Here is a 20112-nt window from a genome sequence, read left to right on the forward strand (position 1 = left end):
AGCCGATCGTCGGAATGCGCCTGAAATCAGGCGAGTGGCTCAGATTGCCGTCACGTGAGGACAGTAGTCGACCACACTCCGCGCCTATGTCACGGGTGCCGCCAAGAGCTGTTCTATGAACCGGAAGGCCGCCGGTCGGTTCTCCTCCCAGGTCGGTAGGATCTGGTCCGGCGGCAGGATGAAACCGCCTTCCTGGAAGGTGCGCGGCCTCAGTTCAACTGTGAAGGACGGTATGCCGTAGGTCCCGTAGGTCCAATCCGTCGTGTCGCCCGCAGTCGGGTAGAGCTCGGACGATTGCTGCGGGACATAGACCTTGCCATGCACCTCCTGGATAAGGGTTTGCATCTCCTGGGCCATCCCCACCATCTGCTCCCGGTGCTCAACGTCCGGGACAGGTCTGTCCGTGTAGCCCCAGGGGTAGAGTATGAGCTGAGAATAGCTGTGATAGGTGATCACGCCGGCGAAGCGTTCGCAGCCTATGAGATTGCGGACCGCCTGCGTCTCCGGCTCGGAGAAAGCCCGCGGGCCGACATAGGTCTCGTCGCTCGGCACGTGGCTGGAGGTGGAGACATCAAGGGTGCCCCACATGTAGCCATAGTTGCGGTTCGGGTCGACGCCGAACGATCCGTCGTCGTTCCTCCGGCGGTTCTTGCGCCAAAGCCGTTCCTGCGCCCGACTGTGTTCATGGCCGTCCGGGTTGACCATCGGGGCAACCCAGACTTCTCCGCTCGTAAGCCAGCCCGCGATCGTCGCCTCGTCGGCCCGCTCGACGAGTTCCTTGGCGAGCAGGAAAGGCACTTCCACGGCGATCCACTCGCGCGCGTGGTGGCAGCCCATGAACAGGACTTTGGGAACACCGCCGCGACGGTCCCCGATCCGCATGGCCAGTATGGGCCGGCCCTCGATGCTCCGACCGATCTCGATCAGCTGGGCGATGTCCGGCCTCGCTTCCGCGAGCTGCCGCAGTTCCTCCTCCAGGCCGGCGGCCGAGTGATATTGCTCCGTTGCCTCCGCCCTGGCGAAGGCGGACAAATGCCGCTCCACATCCTCGATCTGCTCGACGAGGTAGCCCATGTGGGACAGGCGGTCCAGCTGAGCCTCGGTTCCACGAAGGATCAGGTGATCCGGCTTGACCTCCCAGACGTCGATGCCCAGCGGTACTCGAAGAACGTTCCCAAGTGGCTTCTGCGGTCCCGAAGACGTGACCTTGGCGATGAGGCTCATATGTCCATTCCTCCCTTCGACAGAGCCAGCCCGATCAGGGACCCCCCGGTTGCCCGTCGGGGTGACAGGAGCTGGGTACGCCACTTTCCAGGTCGGCAATCGTGCGGAGGCGCTCGACGCCAGCCATTCGCCGGCGCTCGAGTTCGGCAATCGTCTGCTCGGAGACGGCCGCCACGACGGCGTCGGCTTCCCGTTCCCAGACGTCGAAGCTCAGTGGAACCTTCAGGAGATCGTCGACTGTGCGACCCGCGGCTGGAGTGAGACGAACCAGCCAGCGGACCGTCGCGCGCCCCGCCATATCAGGTGCTCCTCGGCCATGCAGCCTGTCGCAACTCTAGCGCCTCCCGAAGAGAGCTGCAACGCCGCGCCCCGACATGCCGCACCCCGAACCGGTAGGCGCACGCCCTGGGCGGCGACGCGGGCTGCCTGCCGGCGGCCAGCCGGATACCCATCGCAAACTTCTCCTCGTCAAACGCCCGGTTGGCTCACGCCGCGAACAGATGCGCCTGCGCCGGGTCAAACCGGAACGCTACGGCACTACCCGTCTCGAAAATCTCGTCCTGGGGTATGGCAGCCAGCGCCCGCGCGCCGGATTCGGTGTCGAGGCTGACGATCGTCTCCGCGCCCAGCCGCTCGACCAGCGAGACGGTGCCGCATATCGTGCCGTCCCGATCGGACATGGCCTCGCGCCGCAGCGCCTGCGGGCGCACGCCCAGGACCGCGCGCTTGCCGACGGCAAGGCCGCCGGCGGCGACGGAGACCGGTGCGACCGCGGCCGACTCGACCGTGGCCATGCCGGACGCGACATCCGTCACGGTCACGTCGAAGAAGTTCATCTTCGGGGATCCGATGAAGCCCGCGACGAACCGGTTGGCCGGCTTCTTGTAGAGCTCGATCGGCGCGCCGACCTGCTGCACCTTGCCGCCCTCGAGCACCACGATCTTGTCCGCGAGCGTCATCGCCTCGACCTGGTCATGGGTGACATAGATCATCGTTGCGCCGAGTTCCTTGTGGAGCCGCGCGATCTCCATGCGCATGTCCATGCGCAGGGCGGCATCGAGGTTCGACAGCGGCTCGTCGAAAAGGAACACGCGCGGTTTGCGGACGATGGCACGGCCGATGGCGACGCGCTGGCGCTGGCCGCCGGAAAGCTGCGCAGGGCGGCGGTCAAGGAGTTGCCCGAGCTTCAGGATGCGCGCCGCCTCGCGCACACGCATCTCGATCTCGGCCTTCGGCGTGCGATTGAGCGTCAGGCCGAAGCTCATGTTGTCGTATACGCTGAGATGCGGATAAAGCGCATAGGACTGGAAGACCATGGCGATGCCCCGGTCGCGCGGTTCCATGTCGTTACAACGCTCGCCGCCTATGAAGAGGTCGCCACCGGAGATGTCCTCCAGTCCGGCGATCATGCGCAGCAAGGTCGACTTGCCGCAGCCGGACGGGCCAACGAAGACGACGAACTCGCCATCCGCAATCTCCAGTTCGACGCCCCTGATGATCTCAACAGCGCCGAATGTCTTTCGAAGCTTGTCCAGTCGCAGGCCTGCCATGTCATGTCTCCGGGGAATCGATATTGCGGATGGCCCGCGCCGTCTGCTGCAACGCTTCGAAAGCTGCGAGCCGTCTCGAATGGATGGCCGCCGTGTCGACTGCCGGCTGGAACATATGGGGGCCGCCGGTCATCGCCGCCATTGCATCCGGCAGGCTCGCGAAAGCGCTGGCCGTCGTGCCGAGCAGAACGGGCCCGCCCATGCCGGTTTCGACGTCGACTCCGATGAAATGATGCCTCACCATGCGCGTATCCCGATGCGTAGCGCCGGCATCACGCCGACGCCTGTCCGGTCAGGCGGCTGGCGCCAGGTCGGCCACCGACGCGCGGCTGCCATCCGGATTGCGCAGGTAGACGCCATGCTCGAGCTGCTGGCGGCGTAGCTCGCCGACATCGATGTCTGCCGGGGTACGATTGCCGCGAACCGAGATCTTCGCTGCGCGTCCGACCGCCTCGCCCATCGCCATGCAGGTCGCCATGACACGGATCGCACCCATCGCCTCGTGTGTCGCCGAGATCGAGCGGCCGGCGACGAGCAGGTTCGTCACCTTCTGGGGCACGAGCGAGCGGTACGGGATGTCGTAGCAGTCGCCGCACCAGATCAGCGTGCAACCCTGGTCGCCTGGACGGTGGATGTCGATGGGATAGGAAGCAACCGCCACGGCGTCGTCGAAATGGCGGCAGGCGAGCACGTCCTCCTGCGTCATGACGTATTGACCGACGATGCGCCGCGTCTCCCGGATGCCGAGAAAGGGTGCTGTCTTCGTGAAGTAGGCCTGTTCGAAGCCCGGCACATAGTTGACGAGATAAGTGATGATATCGTCTATCTGGGCTCTGCCCTCGATCTCGCCATTGGTGAGGCTGCGCGCGTCGGTGCCATCCGTGCCGGCGACCCGCGTCATGTTGATCCAGACCTCGCCCTTCTTGAGGCCGGTGATGATGATCGTGCGCTCATTGGGGATCTTGAGGCCGCGCTCCTCCTTGGCCTTGGCCATCAACTCGCGCAGGCCCACCACGATGAACTGGTGGTTCTGGCCGAAATACTCTGCCGGAATGAAGTCGGTGAGATAGGTGCGCGCCTGCGGCGGCGCGTTCGCGATCGACATGCGCAGCTTGTCGGTATCGACCCCGCCAAGGCAGAACATCAGGGTTGGCGGCTGCATGCCGCCCTCGGCATTGCCCTTCTCGGTCGGCACACCGGCCCGATAGGCGACATCCGCGTCGCCGGTGCAGTCGATCACGACCTTCGCAAGAATTGCCGAGCGGCCGCTCTTGCTCTCGGTGACGATGCCGCGGATCGTGTCGCCATCCATCACGACACCGGCGAAGAAGGTGTAGAACAGCACGTCGACGCCGGATTCAGTCAGCATCTCGAGCGCCACCGTCTTCACAGCTTCGGGTTCCACCAGGGTGATGCCCATGTGCAGCGGGCATGGCCGGTGCTCGCTGGCACCGTCTCGTTCCCTGCGCAGGCGCTGGATGAACTTCTCCGGCAAGCCGTCGATGATCTGGTTGCCCTTCTGGCCGAGAAAGCCCAGCACCGGCAGGCCGATCGTCATGTTGCCGCCGACGAAGCTGCGGCTTTCCACCAGGCCGACCCGCAGGCCGTCCTCGGACGCCGCGAGCGCGGCCGTGAGGCCCGACGGGCCACCGCCGACCACGAGAACGTCGTATTCGGCCGAGATCGGGATTGAGCGGGCCGGTTCCTGGATGGAGCGGACTGCGGAGCTGGACATGTCTGTTTCCTCGGGTTTTGCCGGCCGCCACCTGGCACCGGCAAGGCATTTCCTGTTTGATCCAGCAGCCCGGGCCGTCGCCGGCCCGGGCGCACGTTCATCGCTGCTGTCAGGCTGGCAACAGCGGCTTGACCCGTTCGATGATGGCGGCCACCGCATCCTTCACCGGCTTGCGGCCGATTACGGCAAGCTGCACCTCTTCGAGCATGGTCGCCTGCGCGCGTGCCGCCTCCGGGAAGGGCGGGAAGGCGCCGCGCGCGTTTGCAAGCACCTTCGCCTCGACCTCGGCCACGGGGTTCTTCTGTGTCAGTGCCGGATCGGCATAACTCGACACGCGCACCGGGCCGTTGCCGTTGAGCGCCATGCCAAGCGTGACCCGCTTGCTCGACACCTCCTTGATGTAGGACCAGGCGAGTTGCTTGTCCTTGGCATTCTTCGGAATGACCATCGCCCAGGCCTCCGTGACCGATGCCATCGGCATCTTGCCGGCCAGGATGGCCGAGATCGGGAACTCGATGGCCTTGATCCTGCCCGGGTACTTGCTCTGCTCCGGATTGTTGAGCTGGGCATTGCGGGCGAAAGGGAGCACGGTGAAAGCTGCACGGCCTTGCTGGATCCACGTCACCTGGTCATCGTTCTTGGTGGTGGCGTAGTTGCGGGGCAGGGCGCCTGCTTCGAACATGCCGCGAAGCGTTTCGAGCCCCTGCTCCATGGCGGCCGGATCCGGCACGAGCTGGAAGTCCCTGGTGATGAAATCGCCGCCGAAAGCGCGTGCGAACATCACCGGGAAAACTGCGAGGTCGCTGGCGAGGATCATGCCGGTCACCGGGGTGCCGGCCGCCGAGGTGAAGGTCGTCTTCTTCGCCTGTTCGACGAGTTCCTCGAGCGTGGCCGGCGGCGCGGAGATGCCGGCCTCCTCAAGCAGTTCCTCGTTGTAGAACAGGCCCTGGGTGGCGTGGCGCACTGGAATGCCGATGAGCTTGCCGTCGACCGTCATGCCCTCGACGAGGCCGGGCGCGATATCCCCGAAATCCTCTATCGGATCATCCTTGAGCATGCCATCCAACGGCTCGAACAGCGAAGCGATCTCCGAGGTCGGCCGGTTGTCGACCATGTAGCCGACGCCGTAGTCGGTCTCGCCCAGGCTCGCCTCGCGGAACAGGCGGTCCATCAGCGGATTGGAATCGAGGGTCGTGAAGACGATCTCGGCGGCGTTGTCGGCCCTCCAGCCTTTCATCAGGTCGCTGTCGGTTCCGGTGCCCAGAACTGTCTCGTGCACCTTGTGGCTGAGCACGTTGAGCGTCTTGCCCGCTGCCCGCGATGGACTGACGGCAAGTGCTGCCGCACCGCCCAGCGCGGTTCCGAGAAAGCCGCCCCTCGTAATGTCAAGATTGAACGCTTTCATGGTCGTTTTCCTCCCTTGCAGACGGATCTTCATCCCTTGGTAGCGCCGGCCGTCAGCCCGGCGACGAGATAGCGGTTCATGAGCACGACGAAGAGCAGGACGGGCGCGAGCTGCACCGTGGAAGCCGCGAACAGGATCCCCCAGTCGACGCCGTCGATGGAGCCGATCATTTCCGAAATGACCAGCGGCGTGGTCTTGGCGTTGGTCGCGATGAAGATGAAGGCGAATAGGAACTCGTTCCAGGCGAACACCACCACGAAGACGGCGACCGCGAGGATGCCGGGAGCGGCCAGCGGCACCACGACGCGCCGCAGGATGGTGAGACGCCCTGCCCCGTCGATCTCGGCGGCCTCGTCCAGCTCGCGGGGGATCTGGTCGATGAAGGTGCGCATCAGCACCGTGCCGAGCGAAACGAAGAAGGTGGCGTAGAGAACCATCAGCACGACATGGGTGTCGTTGAGTCCCATCGCATTGACGATCGGGAACAGCGGCAACGTCACCACGATCGGCGGGATCAGTCGCACGACGATCAGGAACATCACGCTGGCATTGAGGAACCGGCCGGAGTTGCGCGAATAGACGTAGCCGGCGCAGGTGCTTGCGATCACCGCCAGCGCCGTCGCCCCGGCCGTCACGATCGTGCTGTTGATCAGCCCGTCGAAGAACACGCCCCAGCGGTTCCACAGCGAGGCATAGTGCTCGAAGGTGGGCGTGAACAGGTAGGCCGGCGGGACCGCGAAGATCTCCTGCCCCGGCTTCACCGACGACATCACGATGAAGGCGATCGGGAACAGCGACCAAACGAGCAGTGTGACCACCGCCGCAGCCTTCCCCACCCCGATGACAAGCCGTTTAGTGCGCATTCGTAGCCACCTGTCTGCGCAGAAGGAAGACGTAGCCGGCGGCGAGCAGCAGCGAGGCGACGACCATGATCCAGGCGGTCGCGGCGGCGGTGCCGAAGGCGTTGTAGCTGAAGGCTTCCTGGTAGAGATAGACGGCCACCACTTCGGTCGACCGGGCCGGCCCTCCGCCCGTCAGCAGCCACACCTCCGAGAAGATGCGGAAGGCAAAAATGTAGCGGAAGAGCAGCGCCACCGCGATCGCCGGCCCCAGCAGCGGCAGCGTAACGCGCCGGAAGGCCTGGAAGGCGGTCGCACCGTCAATTCGCGCTGCCTCATAGAGGTCCCTGGGTATCGCCAGCCGCGCGGCATAGAGGATGATGAAGGTGAAGGGCAGATGCAGCCAGATCGTGAGCAGCGCGATCAGGATCATCGCGTGCGTGGGCTCGAACGACCAGTCGAGGATCGGCAGGCCGAGCGCCTGGAGGGCCAGCGTCACCGGTCCGGCCGATGTGTCGAACAGGAAACGCCACATCACGACCGCGATCACCTCGCTGACCGCGTATGGCGCCAGAACGGCCACCAGCAGGAAGCGGCGGAACGGCAGGCCGCTCGCGAAAAGCAGCGCCACCAGAAGCCCGATCGCAAGCTCGATGTGGACGGCAAAGACCACGATGATGACGGTGTTCCACAAGGCGCTGCGAAAGGCCGGATCGGAGAGCACGCGGATGTAGTTCTCAAGGCCGACCCAGGTCGGTGCCTGGCCGAAGCTCGACTTGGTCACGCTTAGCCAGATCACGAAGATCGACGGGACGACGATGACGCTCAGGATCAGGATATGAACCGGAGCGACCAGCGGCATCAGCCGGGCCAGACTTCTCTTGCGCAAACGGTCCTCCCTGACCCTGTGCTTGCGTTGGCGCGTGCTTCGTTCCCGATCAGTGGACCGCTGATTGGCCAGCGCCGTCCGCATCCTCGTCCCGTAGCGGCGGAGCGGAAACGGGTACGCCTTCCGGTGCTGCGCCAAGATCGCGCACGGAATCGCGAACCTGCAGCGACGTCTTGAGTTCGATCGGCTGTGGCGCCGACTCGTCGCCGGCGATCCGCGCCTTGAGCCTGTTCCAGATCGCCCCAGCCATCTCGTCCACGGGCTGGCGGATCGCAGTCAGGGCGGTCTTGCGCGCGCTCATCCAGGCATAGTCGTCGAAGCCGATGATCGAGACCTGCTCGGGAATGTCGATGCGTCTGGCAGCAAGCGCCGACAGTACCGCCAAGGTCGTCACGTTGGTGAGCGCCAGAACGGCGGTCGGGCGCGCATGCCGCTCGAGCCAGTGCAAGAAGAGCTCGGCGCCGCGTTCGCCATTGGAGCCCAGCTCGATCACCGTCGCACCCCGCCCGATCGCCCGGCGCAGAAAGGAGTCGGCACCGCGCACGCGTTCACGGATGGGAACAATGGAGAGATGCGACGCCGCGATGACCACGTCGCAATGTCCCATCGAGGCCAGGTGGCGGGCTGCGATCTCGCCAGCCTCCGCGTTGTCGATCGTCACCGTGTCGGCGAAGGCTCCTTCGCTGTCGACACGGTCCGCGAGCACCATCGGGAGGCGGTGCGCCTCTTCGGCGAGAATCTGGGGGACGTTGTCGGTACAGGGCACGGCAACGAGCCCCGACGGGCGCCAACCCAGCAGGGCGCGTAGCCGCGACTTCTCGAGTTCGGCATCGTCGCGCGAACTCGCCACGATGACATCATATCCGTCTTCGCGCGCCTTCACCTCCAGCCGCGAAACGAGCGATGTAAAGAACACGTCGTCCAGGTCAGGTACGAGCACACCTATCACCTTGGCCTGTCCGGAGCGCAGCTGCGAAGCGGCGCGATCGACATGGTAGGAGAGCTCGAGCGCCGCACTCTCGACGCGTTTGCGCAGTTCGGCATTCACCGGCTTGGAACCCGAAAGGACGTTCGAAACGGTGGCGATCGAAACGCCCGCCCGCGTGGCAACGTCCTTGATCGTCGACCTCTTGCGACTCATGAAAGAGCCCTGTTAAACGTTTTACAGTTAAACGTTTTACTCGCCTTTTTTGACCAAATCAATAGGCATGGACGGGCGAAGCGCCGCGCGCGTCGACCGTTCGGGCGGAAATCATGCAGATCGCAGCTCTCCGCAATCAAGGTCACATGTCGTGGCCGTTCTCGGGCGTCCACGCTGCCACAGCCAAGGTCAGGATTGGGAGAGCGAATGAGTGCCAATGTCTTGACGTGCCTTCGCCGACGAGCGCGCCGTTTCGGCCCACGGGCACGCGTTTGATCTCGCTCGCCCATCAAGGCGGCGATGCGGGCGAGCGACGTCTCCTCGCCGACCTTCGACGCGGTCTTTGCATCGATCACGGGCATATCAATCGCCTCAGCTTACGGCCCCCGTATGCGCCTCGGTGCTGGATGTCTTCGTTGCCCCCGTCTCGGGAGGCACGATGGGCCGTTCTGGCCAGGACCTTCGCCTGGCATGAAATAGCGATAACCTATCCCAACACGAAGGTGCGGGACGACTTTCTCGTGGAGGAAGTCACGGAGACGTTTCCGTTCGAGGCGCTTCGTGCGTTCTTTCGTTCTCTCGGAAGACAATTGAACTGAAACCGCTACTTCTCCGCGAACTCATCGAGGCTCGCTTCAGAAGCCGCGCGGCAGCCAGGGGGTTTGTCCGTCTGTCCGCGCGGTTCTCACGAACGCCCCTCCTCGAAGCGATGCCGACACCGATCTGGCGCGAATGATGTCGCGAAGCCGCTGGCAGGCCTGCCTCTCGACCTCTACCGTCAGCCTCACGTGCCACGACGCTGGGTCAGCGCCTGAAGCCGCGGCCCTCAGTCGAGCTCATCCACGTGCCTTTTCGCTCGCGGCGCTCCCTGGCCGGGCCACCGGACCCTGATCGTCGTGCGCGCCGCGGCCGAGGAGATGGGCCGCCGAACGCCACGCATGATGCGCCAGCCGGTCGAGCCGTCGGGCGGCTTCGATCCCCGCGAAGGCATCCGCCGCAGTCAGCTTGCCCGGAGCGACGGAGGCGAGGGTCGCGGCACGGTGGTCCCGTTGCAGGGCGTCGAGTGCCTTGGCCGCACCCTCCGCGTCAGCAAGGGCCGCGGCGACCTTGGGCGAAACGCTCCAACCGATCGGTGCCGCCTGTGCGCCCAGCGCGGATTCCGAGGTGATCGAGCGCCCGATCGCCTGTGCCCCTCGCAGAGCCTCTACGCACAGTTCGCCGGCGCGAAGGTCGTGGAACGTTCGGATCGGCCGCCTTGTGGGCCCGTCGTCCATCAGGATCTCCACGAGACGTGAAGCGTGATCGAGCGCATGCAGCGTGCTTGTCATGCGCAGCCGCTCATTCTCCGTCCCGGGCGGCTCCTTCAGAGCGGTCAGAAAATCCTGCACTTCCCCCAGCGTGGCGGCGGCCGCCGCTGTTTCCCGCGCCACAGGGCCGGCCTCGCCCGAAAGCCCCGCCGAGACCGAGGCGGCGGTTGTCGAGAGGACATCCGCCACGACACGCCGGGCAGTCTCGACGGCGATCACCGGACTGACCAGCGCGCTGGGGTCCAGCGCACGCTGAAGCGCCGTCTGGCTGGAGGGCAGGAGCCGCCCCACGATGCGGCTGAACCACTGCGTCGCCGGAAGGAGCACCGCGACCCCTACCACATTGTAGGCGGTGTGGTAGGCGGCAAGAAGCGTCACCCCGTCGACGGAAGCGACAAGGGCATTCATCAGCGCCGCAGTGAACGGAAATGCAACGATCGATATAAGCGCCGCTATCGCCTTGAACAGCACATAGGCGAGGGCGAGGCGCTTCGCCATCGTACCGGCACCGATGGCTGCCAATGCGGAGCTCGTTGCCGTCCCGATATTCTGGCCGATGATCAAAGCCGCGCCCTGCTCCAGGCTCACTGCCCCGGCGTAGAAGGCCGAAATGGTGACAGCGATAGCGGCCGTCGAGGACTGCATGACCGCGGTCATCGCCAGGCCGACGACGACAAGGGTCATGAGGCCGACCGACCCGGCGATCCAGCCAACCCCCGGCGCGCCCAGCACCGCTGGAAGGTCAGACGGATGCAGGCTCTCCGCGAGGCCGCCCATGCCCTGCTGGAGCGTCGTCAACCCGTAGAGCACCAAGGCGAAGCCTGCGAGGGCACCGCCGGCCGCCGCGATCCGTCCGCCCGCCAGCAGTTTGGCCAAGGCCCCAACGAAGATCATCGGCAGCGCGTAGGCCGAAAGCGAGACGCGGACACCGATCAGGGCGACGAGCCAGCCTGTACCCGTCGTGCCGACATTGGCGCCGAAAACGAGACCAAGCCCCTGCGAAAAGGTCAGAAGCTCCGCGCTGACGAGGCCGATCGTCGTCATCGTCACCGCGCTTGAGGACTGCACGAGCAGCGTGACGACCGCGCCCCAGAAGGCGCCGGAGAGCGGCGTGGCAGCTGCTTTGGCGAGGACGGTGCGCAGGGCCGATCCCGCCAGAGACTTCAGGCCGTCGGTCATGACGGCCATGCCGAGCAGGAAGAGCCCGACGCCTCCGAGAATGGCAATTGCCGTCGACATGCCCGTCTCCTCCCCTCCGCTTCGGCCTCAAGCTCGTCGGCGTCATGGCGCCAGCCGACACTATGCCGATAGCCCGCCGCTGCACCGACGCTCCCCGTTTCCGAAAACCCCTCAGATCTGCAGACATCAGAGCGGGCACCGATACGTGACCGCAACAATCACGACACTTCCTGAGGAGAAGCGTCCGGAACGGATGGGGGAAGCCGCTGCGGGGTCCTTGCTTTCAGCCAGCGTCCCGCCGTTCGCCGCCCTCCTGCTCCGTTGTGGAGAAATGCGCGACCACGCCCTCCACGCCCCGCACGCCTTCGGCGACGACGCGCGCTGCCCGCCGGCATTCCTCGGCGTCGACCTCTCCCCACAGATGGACGATGCCGTCCGCGACGGTGACGGAGATGTTCAGGTCTTGCAAGCCAGCATTCTCGTCGAAACGGGCGAGGATGCTGCGGCGGATGGCTTCGTCGCCGCGGGTGGTGTCGGGCAATTTCGCGGTGGCGACCGCATAGAGCAGGTCGGCCCGGGTGACGATGCCGACGAGCGTGCCGTCGCGGAGGACGGGCACGCGCTTGATCTCGCGCTCGCCCATCAAGGCGGCGATGCGGGCGAGCGACGCCTCCTCGCCGACGACAACGGGAGCCGGCGTCATCACGTCTGAGACGCGCCAGGAATGCGCCTTCACGTAGGATCTGGCTCTTTGCTCGCGATCGGCCTGCTCCTGTTCCGGCAGGACCATGCCTTCGAGCCCCAGCTCCGTCCGGCGCAGCATGTCGCCTTCGCTGATGATGCCGACCAGCCGTCCCTCGTCGTCGACGACGGGAAGACCGCTGACGCCATTTTCCATCATGATCTTCGCCGCGTGCCTGATGCTGTGGTCGGGCGAGACGGTAACGACCTTGGTCGTCATGACCTCCTTGGCTTTCATGGCTGTCTCCTGGGGTGGACCGGGGCCATGCAGATTAGGTCGGATCGTCGCCTGCAACTACCCCTCAGAATGCCCACCGGGCCGCGACCCTGCGTCGCCGCCAAGGCCGGCTCCTCAGCCGATGAACAGGGTAGCCGCTCTGCTCGCGCCGCCAGGGCTTGCTTCAAGCGCCTCGAAGGTCAGGCATCAAGCCTGGGCTGCTTCATCGAGGCCACCACGGCTTGCTCGATTTTGAGGCCGTGACCGGCGGGGACCGAGACGGTCGCATCGGGAGGATGCTTTACGAAATTGTCCTTGCCCTCGTCCCAGGACATGATGAACTTCGCCGTGGTGACGTATCCCGCCGGGAGATAGGCCAGGGAACGGCATGGTCGCTGTTGGGGCATGTTCGACCGGCGGCGACGAAGGATGAGGGCGACGGCGCGCGCGTCCGGCGCCGCATGGGAGGAATATCTTGAGATTCCTGAACCGCCTGTTCAACAGGCTTCTCGTCCTTTGTCTGGGTGTGCTGAGCGTCTGGCTGATCGTCTTCGTCGTCTTCGACACCGCCGACAACAGATTGCCGTGGATCCTGGCAGTGAGCCTTACATACGGCCTGGCCGCCTATGTCATCCTGCCAAACGCCGTCCGAATAGGCCTGAAGATCCTTCATCGGAGATTGATCCCCAGATACACGATCACCGCAGACGGGCTGCCCGGCGATCCCGTAAATCTCGTGCTCATCGGCACTCTTCAACAACTCCGCGATGCTTTCGCGACAGCGGGCTGGTCGACGGCCGATCGCCTTGATATCGCAAGCTCCTGGCGAATGACGCGAGCGTTCCTTTTCAATTCTCCGTATCCCACAGCTCCTTTCAGCACCCTCTATCTCTTCGGGCGCAAGCAGGACATCGGTTTCCAGCAGCCCATCGACAACAGCCCGCGCAAACGCCATCACATCCGTTTCTGGGCGCTGAGCCTCACCCATTCCGGGGACGATATGACGGCAGCAAGCTTCTGGCTGAATACGGACAGACCGCCGCCCGATCAGCGCGTATTGTGGGTCGGGGCGGGCACGAGAGATACCGGGCTGTCGCTGACCCGGTTAACATTCCAGATTACACATGCCACCGATTCGGACACAAATGCAGAACGCGACTACATAGTCGCCCAGCTGAGATCAAGGCGGGTGATCGGGGATGTCGCGCTTCACCAATCCGGTTCGCGTTTGCAGATCGGGCATGTCAACCACTACGTTACCGATGGTGCGATCGCCTTCGCCAGCCTGACAGAGTATTGAACAAGCAGAACCTGCGGAGCAGCTCGATGAGGCTTGCGCAATCAGCCGGTATCGCCTGCGCGGCTCATACCGCTGCATCGCTGAACGTGGAGAAGGACGCCGCGATCATCCGCCAACCAGAGAGCACCGGCCTGGCGATGCGGCTACCCCCTGCTCTTGATGAACGCACTTGACGGCGTCGCTATAGCGGCGGCAGCGGGGTCCGTTGCAGAATCGCTCGGATCGTCGACCCCGGCTGGCCGCGCGATGAAATGCCGGAGAACGCAGCAAAGCCATCGTGACACAAGCGCGAGAAACCGACAGTTTAAGTAAGATTTTACCTTGTTGCATGCTTCTTCTTGCCCCTGATGCTGCGTTGCGGGAACCATTGACCGGGCGGACGAGTTTCTTACTCCAATAGGGCTTGAGGCAATGTCACGCAGCAACGGCAACCAGCCGACCCGGATATCGGCGCAGATCAGACGGCAGATCGGCACGGCCGAAAACAAACGGTTCCTGCGCGCCATGCCGCTCTTCAAGGTCGATCCGGAACTTCCCGAGACGCTGGATCACCTGCTCGACGAACTCGACCGCGCGGAGAAACGCAAGAGGCGGAGATCGTAGGGTGGCGATCCCCGAGGTCACCCGCGCGAGCAGCCGGAAGCGAAAAGGACGTTCCGGCGGTCAGGCGGCAATCTTGCGCAGATCGCCATGCCTTATCTCCGTGCCCAGCACTTTCAGGCATTCACGCATGAAAGCCGAAAGGCCGGGCCATCCCTTGGCCGAAACCAGATTGCCGTCGACATGGGCACCGTTCGGAGCGACGTCGACATATTTTCCGCCTGCCAGGGTCACTTCCGGCTCGCAATACTGAAGAGCGGCGACTTCCTTGCCGCGGACGACGCCATCGACGGCAATCAGGATCTGCACGCCATGGCAGATCGTGAAGATCGGCTTGCCGGCCTCGTGGAAGTGGCGGACGATCGCCTGCACCCGCTTGTCGATGCGAATGTATTCCGGGCCGCGCCCGCCGGCGCAATACACGGCATCGTACTCTTCCGGCTTCACCTCGGCGAAACCCTTGTTCAGGATATAGTCGTGGCCGAGTTTCTCGGTGTAGGTCTGGTGGCCTTCGAAATCGTGCAGCGAAGTCTTGATGACCTCGCCGGCCTTCTTGTCCGGACAGACCACATGCACGGTGTGTCCGACGGCATGCATCGCCTGCTCGAAGACGAAGATTTCGTATTCCTCGCTGAACTCCCCGACCAGCATCAGGATCTTCTTGCCCGACATTTTCTCTCTCCTCCCGTTCGATAGAATTATTTCGGCATGCGAAATAATTTTTGGCATCGTAAGGCGGAATAGCGGAAAGAGGAAGTCGACGGAGCGGGAATCTTTGGGCGCGCAGGATACCCCATCCGACCTCGCGGAGCGCCCACGGGTCTTGCCTTCGGCAAGCCCCAGGACAGGCTCCGCGCGGTCGGATGAGGGGTATGCAGCGCGCCAGAGCTTTGAAGTCGAGCGCCTTCCTGCCTGGCCCGACTTACCGGCGGCTGCGGCGCCAGGAATAGCCGGCGCCCCTGGTGGGTTCGGCGGCCGGCTTGGTCGCGGGCTGATAATAAAGCGGAATGCCGCCGGTTTCGCCCTTTTCCAGACGCTCGATCAGCACGGGGTGGGACACTTCGAACTCGTCGAAGCCAAGCCTCAGCATATGCGGGAGCTGGTCAATCAGCACCTGGCCGACCGCCCGGATCGGGCCTTCGAAATTGTGCCGGCGGCGCAGGAGTTCGGCCTTGGAGAAGCTGCGGCCGTCATTGAAGGCCGGGAAGGCGAGCGCCACGAGAGTAAGTTGGTCGAGCAGGCCGGCGATGGCATCGACCTGTTCGCCCGGCTGCAGGAGCACGCCGAGCCTCTCCTTCGCCGATTTGCGGGTCTCCTCGTCGAGGGCGAGGAAGACCTGCAGCGGCAGGACGAAGCGGCCATTGGCCAGCAGCGCCTCGGGAGAGTCTGCATGGCGCCACTCGTCCTCGCGAAAGCCTGCAGGCGTCCAGAGGCGGGTTGCCGCCTCAGCGTTCGGTTGCGACATGAACATTTCCTAGATCGAGGGACCGGCCAGCGACCGGTCGAGGCCACCCAAATGAATGCCACACTCGGTTTTGGCCTGTCCAGCCCAGCGGCCCGAGCGGGCGTCCTCGCCCGGCCTCACCGGCTGGGTGCAGGGGAAGCAGCCGATCGACAGATAGCCATAGGCGACCAGCGGGTTCTCGCGCAGCGCATGCCGGCGCATATAGTCGGCGAGGTCGGCCGTGGTCCACCGCGCCAGCGGATTGATGCGGGTGCGGATGCCGACGGTTTCAAACACCGGCAGGGCCGCCCGCGTGGCGGCCTGGAAGCGCTTGCGGCCGGTGAACCAGGCACGGAACGGCTCGACGCCCCGCGCCATCGGTTCGACCTTGCGGATCGCACAGCAGGCTTCGGTATCGCGGCCATGCAGCGTCCCGTCGGGATCGTCGCGGTTGAGCGCGGTTTCATCAGGCGTGACGATGCGGATGTCGGTCAGGCCGAGATCGGCGATGAGCGCGTCCCTGTATTCCAGCGTCTCGCCGAAATGCTTGCCGGTGTCGAGGAAGATCACCGGCAGGCCGCGGTCGACCTCGGCGATCATATGCAGCAGCACGGCCGAGTCCGCCCCGAAGGACGATACCGCCGCGATGCCGCCGGCGAAGTCGTGAAGGGCTGCCCGCTCGACGACTTCGATCGGGGTGAGATGGCCGAAACGCGCGTCGAGCGCGGCGGCTGCCGCCGCGACTTCGGCTTCGACATTGGCTTCGACGGGCGCCTCAGGCAGCCTTGGCTTCGCTGCCATAAAGCACCTCCTTGAACGGCGCGGGTCCGACCCGGCGATAGGCGTCGAGGAACGTCTCTTTCGGGTCGAGGCGCAGGCCGAGATAGGTGTCGACGATGGTCTCGATCGCATCGGTCACCTCGTCCGGGCCGAAGCCGCGGCCGATGATCTCGCCGATCGAGGTGTTCTCGTCGCCGGAGCCGCCCAGCGTGATCTGGTAGAGCTCGGCGCCCTTCTTCTCCACGCCCAATATGCCGATATGGCCGACATGATGGTGGCCGCAGGCATTGATGCAGCCTGAGATCTTCAGCTTCAGCTCGCCGATCTCGCGCTGACGCTCGAGCGAGCCGAAACGCTTCGAGATCTCCTGTGCGATCGGGATCGAGCGGGCATTGGCGAGCGCGCAATAGTCGAGGCCCGGGCAGGCGATGATGTCGGTGATGAGATTGGAATTGGCCGTGGCCAGCTCGATCTCGACCAGCGCATCATAGACCGCCTTGAGATCGGCGCGCGCGACATGCGGCAGAATGAGGTTCTGCTCGTGGCTGACGCGGATCTCGTCGAAGGCATATTTCTCGGCGATGTCGGCAACCGCCTCCATCTGGCTGTCGGTGGCGTCGCCCGGAGCCTCGCCGATGCCCTTCAAGGAGATCGTGACGGCGGCGTAATCGGGGTGCCGATGGGTGACGACGTTCTGGTCGAGCCACTCCGAGAAGCTCCTGGAATCCAGGCGCGCGAGCTTCACGGCGGCGTCGCCTTCCGGCCGCGGCGTCAGGGCGGGCGGCGCGAAATAGGCCTCGATGGCACGGATGTCGGCGTCGGGCAGCTTCAACTCGCCGTCCTTCAGCGCCTCCCACTCGACCTCGACCTGCCGGGCCAGTTCCTCGGCACCGGTCTCGTGCACAAGGATCTTGATGCGGGCCTTGTATTTGTTGTCACGCCGGCCGTGGAGATTGTACACGCGCATGATGGCCGTGGTGTAGGAGAGCAGGTGCTCCTCGGGGAGGAAGTCCCTGATCTTCTTGGCGACCATCGGCGTGCGGCCCTGCCCGCCGCCGACATAGACGGCAAAGCCGAGTTCGCCCTTCTCGTTCCGCTTCAGATGCAGGCCGATGTCATGGACCTGGATGGCGGCGCGGTCGCGCTCGGCTCCCGTCACCGCGATCTTGAACTTGCGCGGCAGGTAGGAGAATTCCGGATGAACCGACGACCACTGGCGCAGGATCTCCGCATAGGGCCGGGGGTCGGCGACCTCGTCGGCGGCCGCGCCCGCGAAATGATCGGCGGTGACATTGCGGATGCAGTTGCCGCTGGTCTGGATGGCATGCATCTCGACGCTGGCGAGATCGGCCAGGATGGCGGGCATGTCGGACAGGGCCGGCCAGTTGTACTGGATGTTCTGGCGCGTCGTGAAATGGCCGTAGCCCTTGTCGTATTTGCGGGCGATGTGGCCGAGCATGCGCATCTGGCGCGACGACAAGGTGCCGTAGGGGATGGCGACACGCAGCATATAGGCGTGGAGCTGCAGATAGACGCCGTTCATCAGCCGCAGCGGCCGGAACTGGTCTTCCGTGATCTGGCCGGCGAGCCGCCGGTCCACCTGGTCGCTGAACTCGGCGACGCGGGCGTTCACGAAATCCTGGTCGAACTCATCATAGCGGTACATGGTTTTCTTCCGTCGGCCGCGAAGGCCGTTTCCTCACGCCGCCCGGACCAGCTCCGGACGGGCCTGCTTGCCGAGATCGTTGCGGTTCGACGGGCCCGCGGCTCGGATCCTTTCGCGTAGCCGGGTCGGCACCGGCACGCCGTCGACGAGTTCGACGTCGATGAGATTGACGTCGATCACCTCGTTGTTGTCATGCGCAGCCTTGCCGATCGCTTCCAGCCGCGCCTCGGCCTCCTTGTCGGCGGCGATCTCGGAGCGCTCGATGGTCTCGGCCCAGGAGCGGTCGATCGCGTACCAGACGGCCTCGCCGTCTGTCAGGCGATTGGCGGTCAGGATCTTCATGCTGCTGTCCTTTCGGTCGCGGTCCCTTGGGGTCCGGGCGTGGTGACGGTGCGCCGAGAGGCTGTGAGCGGCTCGGAGTTGGCGAAATTGGCGCCGGCGACGGCGTCGCCGATGATGGTCATGACCGGGCCGGAGAGATCGCCGCGCCCTTCGAGCGACGGCAGATCGGCCAGCGTGCCGTGGAACAGCCGGCGCCCGGAGAGACTGGCGTTCTCGACCACGGCGACCGCCGTGTCGGGCGACAGGCCCACCTCGATCAGCCGGCCGGCGACATCGGCCGCGACCGAACGGCCCATATAGACGGCCACAGTCGCGCCCGAGATGGCGAGCTTCGCCCAGTCGGGAAGGGTGCCGCCCTTGAGATCGTGGCCCGTGGTGAACACCATGGAGGAGGTGACGCCGCGCAGCGTCAGCGGCAGCTCGAAATCGGCCGCGGCCGCGAAGGCGGCGGTGACGCCTGGCACGACTTCATAGGAGATGCCGGCATCGCGCAGCGCCTGCATCTCTTCGCCGGCACGGCCGAAGATCAGCGGATCGCCCGACTTCAAACGCACCACCTGCCTGCCCTGGCGGCCAAGCTCGACCAGCAGCGCATTGATCTCCTGCTGGCTCTTGGAGTGGCAGCCCTTGCGCTTGCCGACCGGCAGGCGCTCGGCATCGCGGCGGCCCATGGCGACCACGGCCTCCGGCACCAGCGCGTCATGGACGATGACGTCGGCCTGCATCAGCAGGCGCTGGGCCCTCAGCGTCAGCAGGTCCTCGGCACCGGGGCCGGCGCCGACCAGGGCGACATGGCCGCGCGCGGCCGTGCGGCGCAAAAGCAGCTCGGCCGCGGCCTCGCGCGCCTCGTCGGCATGGCCGACTTCCATGGCGCGGGCGGGCGCGCCGGAGAAGAAGTCGTTCCAGAAGCGGCGGCGGACACTGCCCCTGGGCAAGAGCTTTTCGGCCAGGTCGCGGAAGGAGTTGCCAAGCGTCGCGAGTTGGCCGAGCGAAGGCGACAGCATCTGGTCGATGCGGGCGCGGATGAGCTGTGCCAGCACAGGGCCGGCGCCCTCGGTGCCGATAGCGACCGCGACCGGAGCGCGGTTGACGAGCGCCGGGGTGAAGAAGTCGCAGCATTCAGGACGGTCGACGGCGTTGACGGGAATTGAAAGAGCGCGCGCATCGTCGGAAATGCGGCGGTCGAGCGCTTCATCGCCGGTCGCGGCAAAGGCGAGAACGGCGCTGTCGAGCGCGGAAGCGTCGTAGGGAGCGCGGATATGCGCCACATCGTTCGCTGCGATCCAGTCGGCCAGAGCATGCTCCGGCCGGTCGGCGACGATCCGGATCGCGGCGCTCGACTGGGCGATCAGGCGCGCCTTGGCGAGCGCCTCGTCGCCATTGCCGACAACGACCACCACGCGCTCTTCGACCCGCACGAAGACGGGGAAGGCATTGAGCTTGGAAGGGTCTTGCGTCATGCGCGCGGGTTCCGGAACAATAGACGGCATATGTACCGGCTGGCGTTGCCACGCAGAAGGAACGCACTCGCGCCCCGAAACCAAGCAGGCAAACTCTTTTCCGCAGCCTTCCGGGGCCGCAGAAAATTATTCCTCGCCTCCGCGCGGGCTTCCAAGCACCCGCCGCGACCCGCCGGAATCCGGATATGCCGCCGGACGGCAATGCCGCACCGTTTTTGCTTGTGAGCGGCTGCGCCTTGGCCACAATAGGGGCGTCGATACTGCCGCTGCCGGAAATGAGGAATTTCCAATTT

21 protein-coding genes are annotated in these 20112 nt (G+C 65.1%); 3 read left to right on the forward strand and 18 right to left on the reverse strand.

The genetic code is table 11. The features are described from left to right. Nucleotides 1–84: 84 nt before the first annotated feature. The 12 genes from JN302_RS02880 to JN302_RS39535 all read right to left on the reverse strand — a co-directional run bounded on the left by JN302_RS02880 (nt 85) and on the right by JN302_RS39535 (nt 12562). Nucleotides 85–1224, reverse strand: a complete 1140-nt coding sequence (locus JN302_RS02880) for a M14 family metallopeptidase (protein WP_202331633.1) — start codon at nt 1222–1224, stop codon at nt 85–87. Nucleotides 1225–1258: 34 nt separating this feature from the next. Then, a complete protein-coding gene (locus tag JN302_RS02885; RefSeq protein ID WP_202331635.1) occupies nt 1259–1522 on the reverse strand; it encodes a hypothetical protein in 264 nt (87 codons plus the stop codon). A gap of 187 nt (nt 1523–1709) precedes the next feature. Next, nucleotides 1710–2774 carry an ABC transporter ATP-binding protein gene (locus tag JN302_RS02890; RefSeq protein ID WP_202310003.1) on the reverse strand — a complete coding sequence of 355 codons (1065 nt, stop codon included), beginning with the start codon at nt 2772–2774 and terminating at the stop codon, nt 1710–1712. Nucleotide 2775: 1 nt separating this feature from the next. Then, nucleotides 2776–3018, reverse strand: a complete 243-nt coding sequence (locus tag JN302_RS02895) for a hypothetical protein (RefSeq protein ID WP_202310004.1) — start codon at nt 3016–3018, stop codon at nt 2776–2778. A 48-nt stretch (nt 3019–3066) separates the two neighbouring features. Continuing rightward, nucleotides 3067–4509, reverse strand: coding sequence for an FAD-dependent oxidoreductase (locus tag JN302_RS02900; protein ID WP_202310005.1), 1443 nt, complete (start codon nt 4507–4509; stop codon nt 3067–3069). A 109-nt stretch (nt 4510–4618) separates the two neighbouring features. Then, entirely contained in the window at nt 4619–5914 is a 1296-nt protein-coding gene (locus JN302_RS02905) for an ABC transporter substrate-binding protein (protein WP_202331637.1), read from the reverse strand. A gap of 29 nt (nt 5915–5943) precedes the next feature. Beyond that, on the reverse strand, nt 5944–6777 hold the full coding sequence (locus JN302_RS02910) for a carbohydrate ABC transporter permease (protein WP_202310007.1): 834 nt from the start codon (nt 6775–6777) through the stop codon (nt 5944–5946). Further along, nucleotides 6767–7642: a carbohydrate ABC transporter permease gene (locus tag JN302_RS02915; RefSeq protein ID WP_244846173.1), complete on the reverse strand. Its 876-nt coding sequence runs from the start codon at nt 7640–7642 to the stop codon at nt 6767–6769. The genes JN302_RS02910 and JN302_RS02915 overlap by 11 nt, the downstream gene beginning before the upstream one ends. Before the next feature lie 49 nt (nt 7643–7691). Further along, complete coding sequence (locus tag JN302_RS02920; protein WP_202331639.1) at nt 7692–8783, reverse strand: LacI family DNA-binding transcriptional regulator; 1092 nt, start codon at nt 8781–8783, stop codon at nt 7692–7694. Nucleotides 8784–9619: 836 nt separating this feature from the next. Beyond that, nucleotides 9620–11329: a Na/Pi cotransporter family protein gene (locus JN302_RS02925; protein ID WP_202331641.1), complete on the reverse strand. Its 1710-nt coding sequence runs from the start codon at nt 11327–11329 to the stop codon at nt 9620–9622. A gap of 223 nt (nt 11330–11552) precedes the next feature. Beyond that, complete coding sequence (locus JN302_RS02930; protein ID WP_202331643.1) at nt 11553–12248, reverse strand: CBS domain-containing protein; 696 nt, start codon at nt 12246–12248, stop codon at nt 11553–11555. Nucleotides 12249–12427: 179 nt separating this feature from the next. Continuing rightward, a complete protein-coding gene (locus tag JN302_RS39535; RefSeq protein ID WP_274609251.1) occupies nt 12428–12562 on the reverse strand; it encodes a hypothetical protein in 135 nt (44 codons plus the stop codon). A 140-nt stretch (nt 12563–12702) separates the two neighbouring features. Here JN302_RS39535 and JN302_RS02935 point away from each other — a divergent pair, with 140 nt between their 5' ends. From JN302_RS02935 to JN302_RS02945, 3 genes are all read left to right on the forward strand, one after another. Next, nucleotides 12703–13527, forward strand: coding sequence for an LssY C-terminal domain-containing protein (locus tag JN302_RS02935; RefSeq protein WP_202310011.1), 825 nt, complete (start codon nt 12703–12705; stop codon nt 13525–13527). Next, the gene (locus JN302_RS02940) at nt 13524–13700 is read left to right on the forward strand and encodes a hypothetical protein (RefSeq protein WP_202331645.1); all 177 of its coding nucleotides are present in this window, start codon (nt 13524–13526) and stop codon (nt 13698–13700) included. Before JN302_RS02935 ends, JN302_RS02940 begins: the two co-directional genes overlap by 4 nt. Before the next feature lie 238 nt (nt 13701–13938). Continuing rightward, the gene (locus JN302_RS02945) at nt 13939–14130 is read left to right on the forward strand and encodes a hypothetical protein (RefSeq protein ID WP_202310012.1); all 192 of its coding nucleotides are present in this window, start codon (nt 13939–13941) and stop codon (nt 14128–14130) included. A gap of 60 nt (nt 14131–14190) precedes the next feature. On the opposite strand, the gene JN302_RS02950 is transcribed toward JN302_RS02945, so the two are convergent. The 6 genes from JN302_RS02950 to cysG all read right to left on the reverse strand — a co-directional run bounded on the left by JN302_RS02950 (nt 14191) and on the right by cysG (nt 19819). Further along, nucleotides 14191–14799, reverse strand: coding sequence for a DJ-1/PfpI family protein (locus JN302_RS02950; RefSeq protein ID WP_202310013.1), 609 nt, complete (start codon nt 14797–14799; stop codon nt 14191–14193). A gap of 250 nt (nt 14800–15049) precedes the next feature. After that, complete coding sequence (locus JN302_RS02955; protein WP_202331647.1) at nt 15050–15592, reverse strand: DUF934 domain-containing protein; 543 nt, start codon at nt 15590–15592, stop codon at nt 15050–15052. Between the two features lie 9 nt (nt 15593–15601). After that, a complete protein-coding gene (locus JN302_RS02960) occupies nt 15602–16372 on the reverse strand; it encodes a phosphoadenylyl-sulfate reductase (protein WP_202331649.1) in 771 nt (256 codons plus the stop codon). Beyond that, on the reverse strand, nt 16347–18017 hold the full coding sequence (locus tag JN302_RS02965; RefSeq protein ID WP_202331651.1) for a nitrite/sulfite reductase: 1671 nt from the start codon (nt 18015–18017) through the stop codon (nt 16347–16349). The genes JN302_RS02960 and JN302_RS02965 overlap by 26 nt, the downstream gene beginning before the upstream one ends. 33 nt (nt 18018–18050) lie before the next feature. Further along, a complete protein-coding gene (locus JN302_RS02970) occupies nt 18051–18359 on the reverse strand; it encodes a DUF2849 domain-containing protein (protein ID WP_202331653.1) in 309 nt (102 codons plus the stop codon). Beyond that, nucleotides 18356–19819 (reverse strand): siroheme synthase CysG, encoded by a 1464-nt coding sequence (gene cysG / locus JN302_RS02975; protein WP_202331655.1) that lies wholly within the window; start codon nt 19817–19819, stop codon nt 18356–18358. Before cysG ends, JN302_RS02970 begins: the two co-directional genes overlap by 4 nt. Nucleotides 19820–20112: the final 293 nt, after the last annotated feature.

It is taken from the genome of Mesorhizobium sp. L-8-3 (genome assembly GCF_016756615.1).
Taxonomy (GTDB): domain Bacteria; phylum Pseudomonadota; class Alphaproteobacteria; order Rhizobiales; family Rhizobiaceae.

Bases quoted from the DNA above. Each gene is read 5' to 3' on its own strand.
- JN302_RS02900 (WP_202310005.1), bottom strand. From the start codon at position 4,509: ATGTCCAGCTCCGCAGTCCGCTCCATCCAGGAACCGGCCCGCTCAATC.
- JN302_RS02930 (WP_202331643.1), bottom strand. From the start codon at position 12,248: ATGAAAGCCAAGGAGGTCATGACGACCAAGGTCGTTACCGTCTCGCCC.
- JN302_RS02885 (WP_202331635.1), bottom strand. From the start codon at position 1,522: ATGGCGGGGCGCGCGACGGTCCGCTGGCTGGTTCGTCTCACTCCAGCC.
- JN302_RS02925 (WP_202331641.1), bottom strand. From the start codon at position 11,329: ATGTCGACGGCAATTGCCATTCTCGGAGGCGTCGGGCTCTTCCTGCTC.
- JN302_RS02965 (WP_202331651.1), bottom strand. From the start codon at position 18,017: ATGTACCGCTATGATGAGTTCGACCAGGATTTCGTGAACGCCCGCGTC.
- cysG (WP_202331655.1), bottom strand. From the start codon at position 19,819: ATGACGCAAGACCCTTCCAAGCTCAATGCCTTCCCCGTCTTCGTGCGG.
- JN302_RS02945 (WP_202310012.1), top strand. From the start codon at position 13,939: ATGTCACGCAGCAACGGCAACCAGCCGACCCGGATATCGGCGCAGATC.
- JN302_RS02970 (WP_202331653.1), bottom strand. From the start codon at position 18,359: ATGAAGATCCTGACCGCCAATCGCCTGACAGACGGCGAGGCCGTCTGG.
- JN302_RS02955 (WP_202331647.1), bottom strand. From the start codon at position 15,592: ATGTCGCAACCGAACGCTGAGGCGGCAACCCGCCTCTGGACGCCTGCA.
- JN302_RS02895 (WP_202310004.1), bottom strand. From the start codon at position 3,018: ATGGTGAGGCATCATTTCATCGGAGTCGACGTCGAAACCGGCATGGGC.
- JN302_RS02950 (WP_202310013.1), bottom strand. From the start codon at position 14,799: ATGTCGGGCAAGAAGATCCTGATGCTGGTCGGGGAGTTCAGCGAGGAA.
- JN302_RS39535 (WP_274609251.1), bottom strand. From the start codon at position 12,562: ATGTCCTGGGACGAGGGCAAGGACAATTTCGTAAAGCATCCTCCCGAT.
- JN302_RS02880 (WP_202331633.1), bottom strand. From the start codon at position 1,224: ATGAGCCTCATCGCCAAGGTCACGTCTTCGGGACCGCAGAAGCCACTT.
- JN302_RS02890 (WP_202310003.1), bottom strand. From the start codon at position 2,774: ATGGCAGGCCTGCGACTGGACAAGCTTCGAAAGACATTCGGCGCTGTT.
- JN302_RS02910 (WP_202310007.1), bottom strand. From the start codon at position 6,777: ATGCGCACTAAACGGCTTGTCATCGGGGTGGGGAAGGCTGCGGCGGTG.
- JN302_RS02920 (WP_202331639.1), bottom strand. From the start codon at position 8,783: ATGAGTCGCAAGAGGTCGACGATCAAGGACGTTGCCACGCGGGCGGGC.
- JN302_RS02905 (WP_202331637.1), bottom strand. From the start codon at position 5,914: ATGAAAGCGTTCAATCTTGACATTACGAGGGGCGGCTTTCTCGGAACC.
- JN302_RS02960 (WP_202331649.1), bottom strand. From the start codon at position 16,372: ATGGCAGCGAAGCCAAGGCTGCCTGAGGCGCCCGTCGAAGCCAATGTC.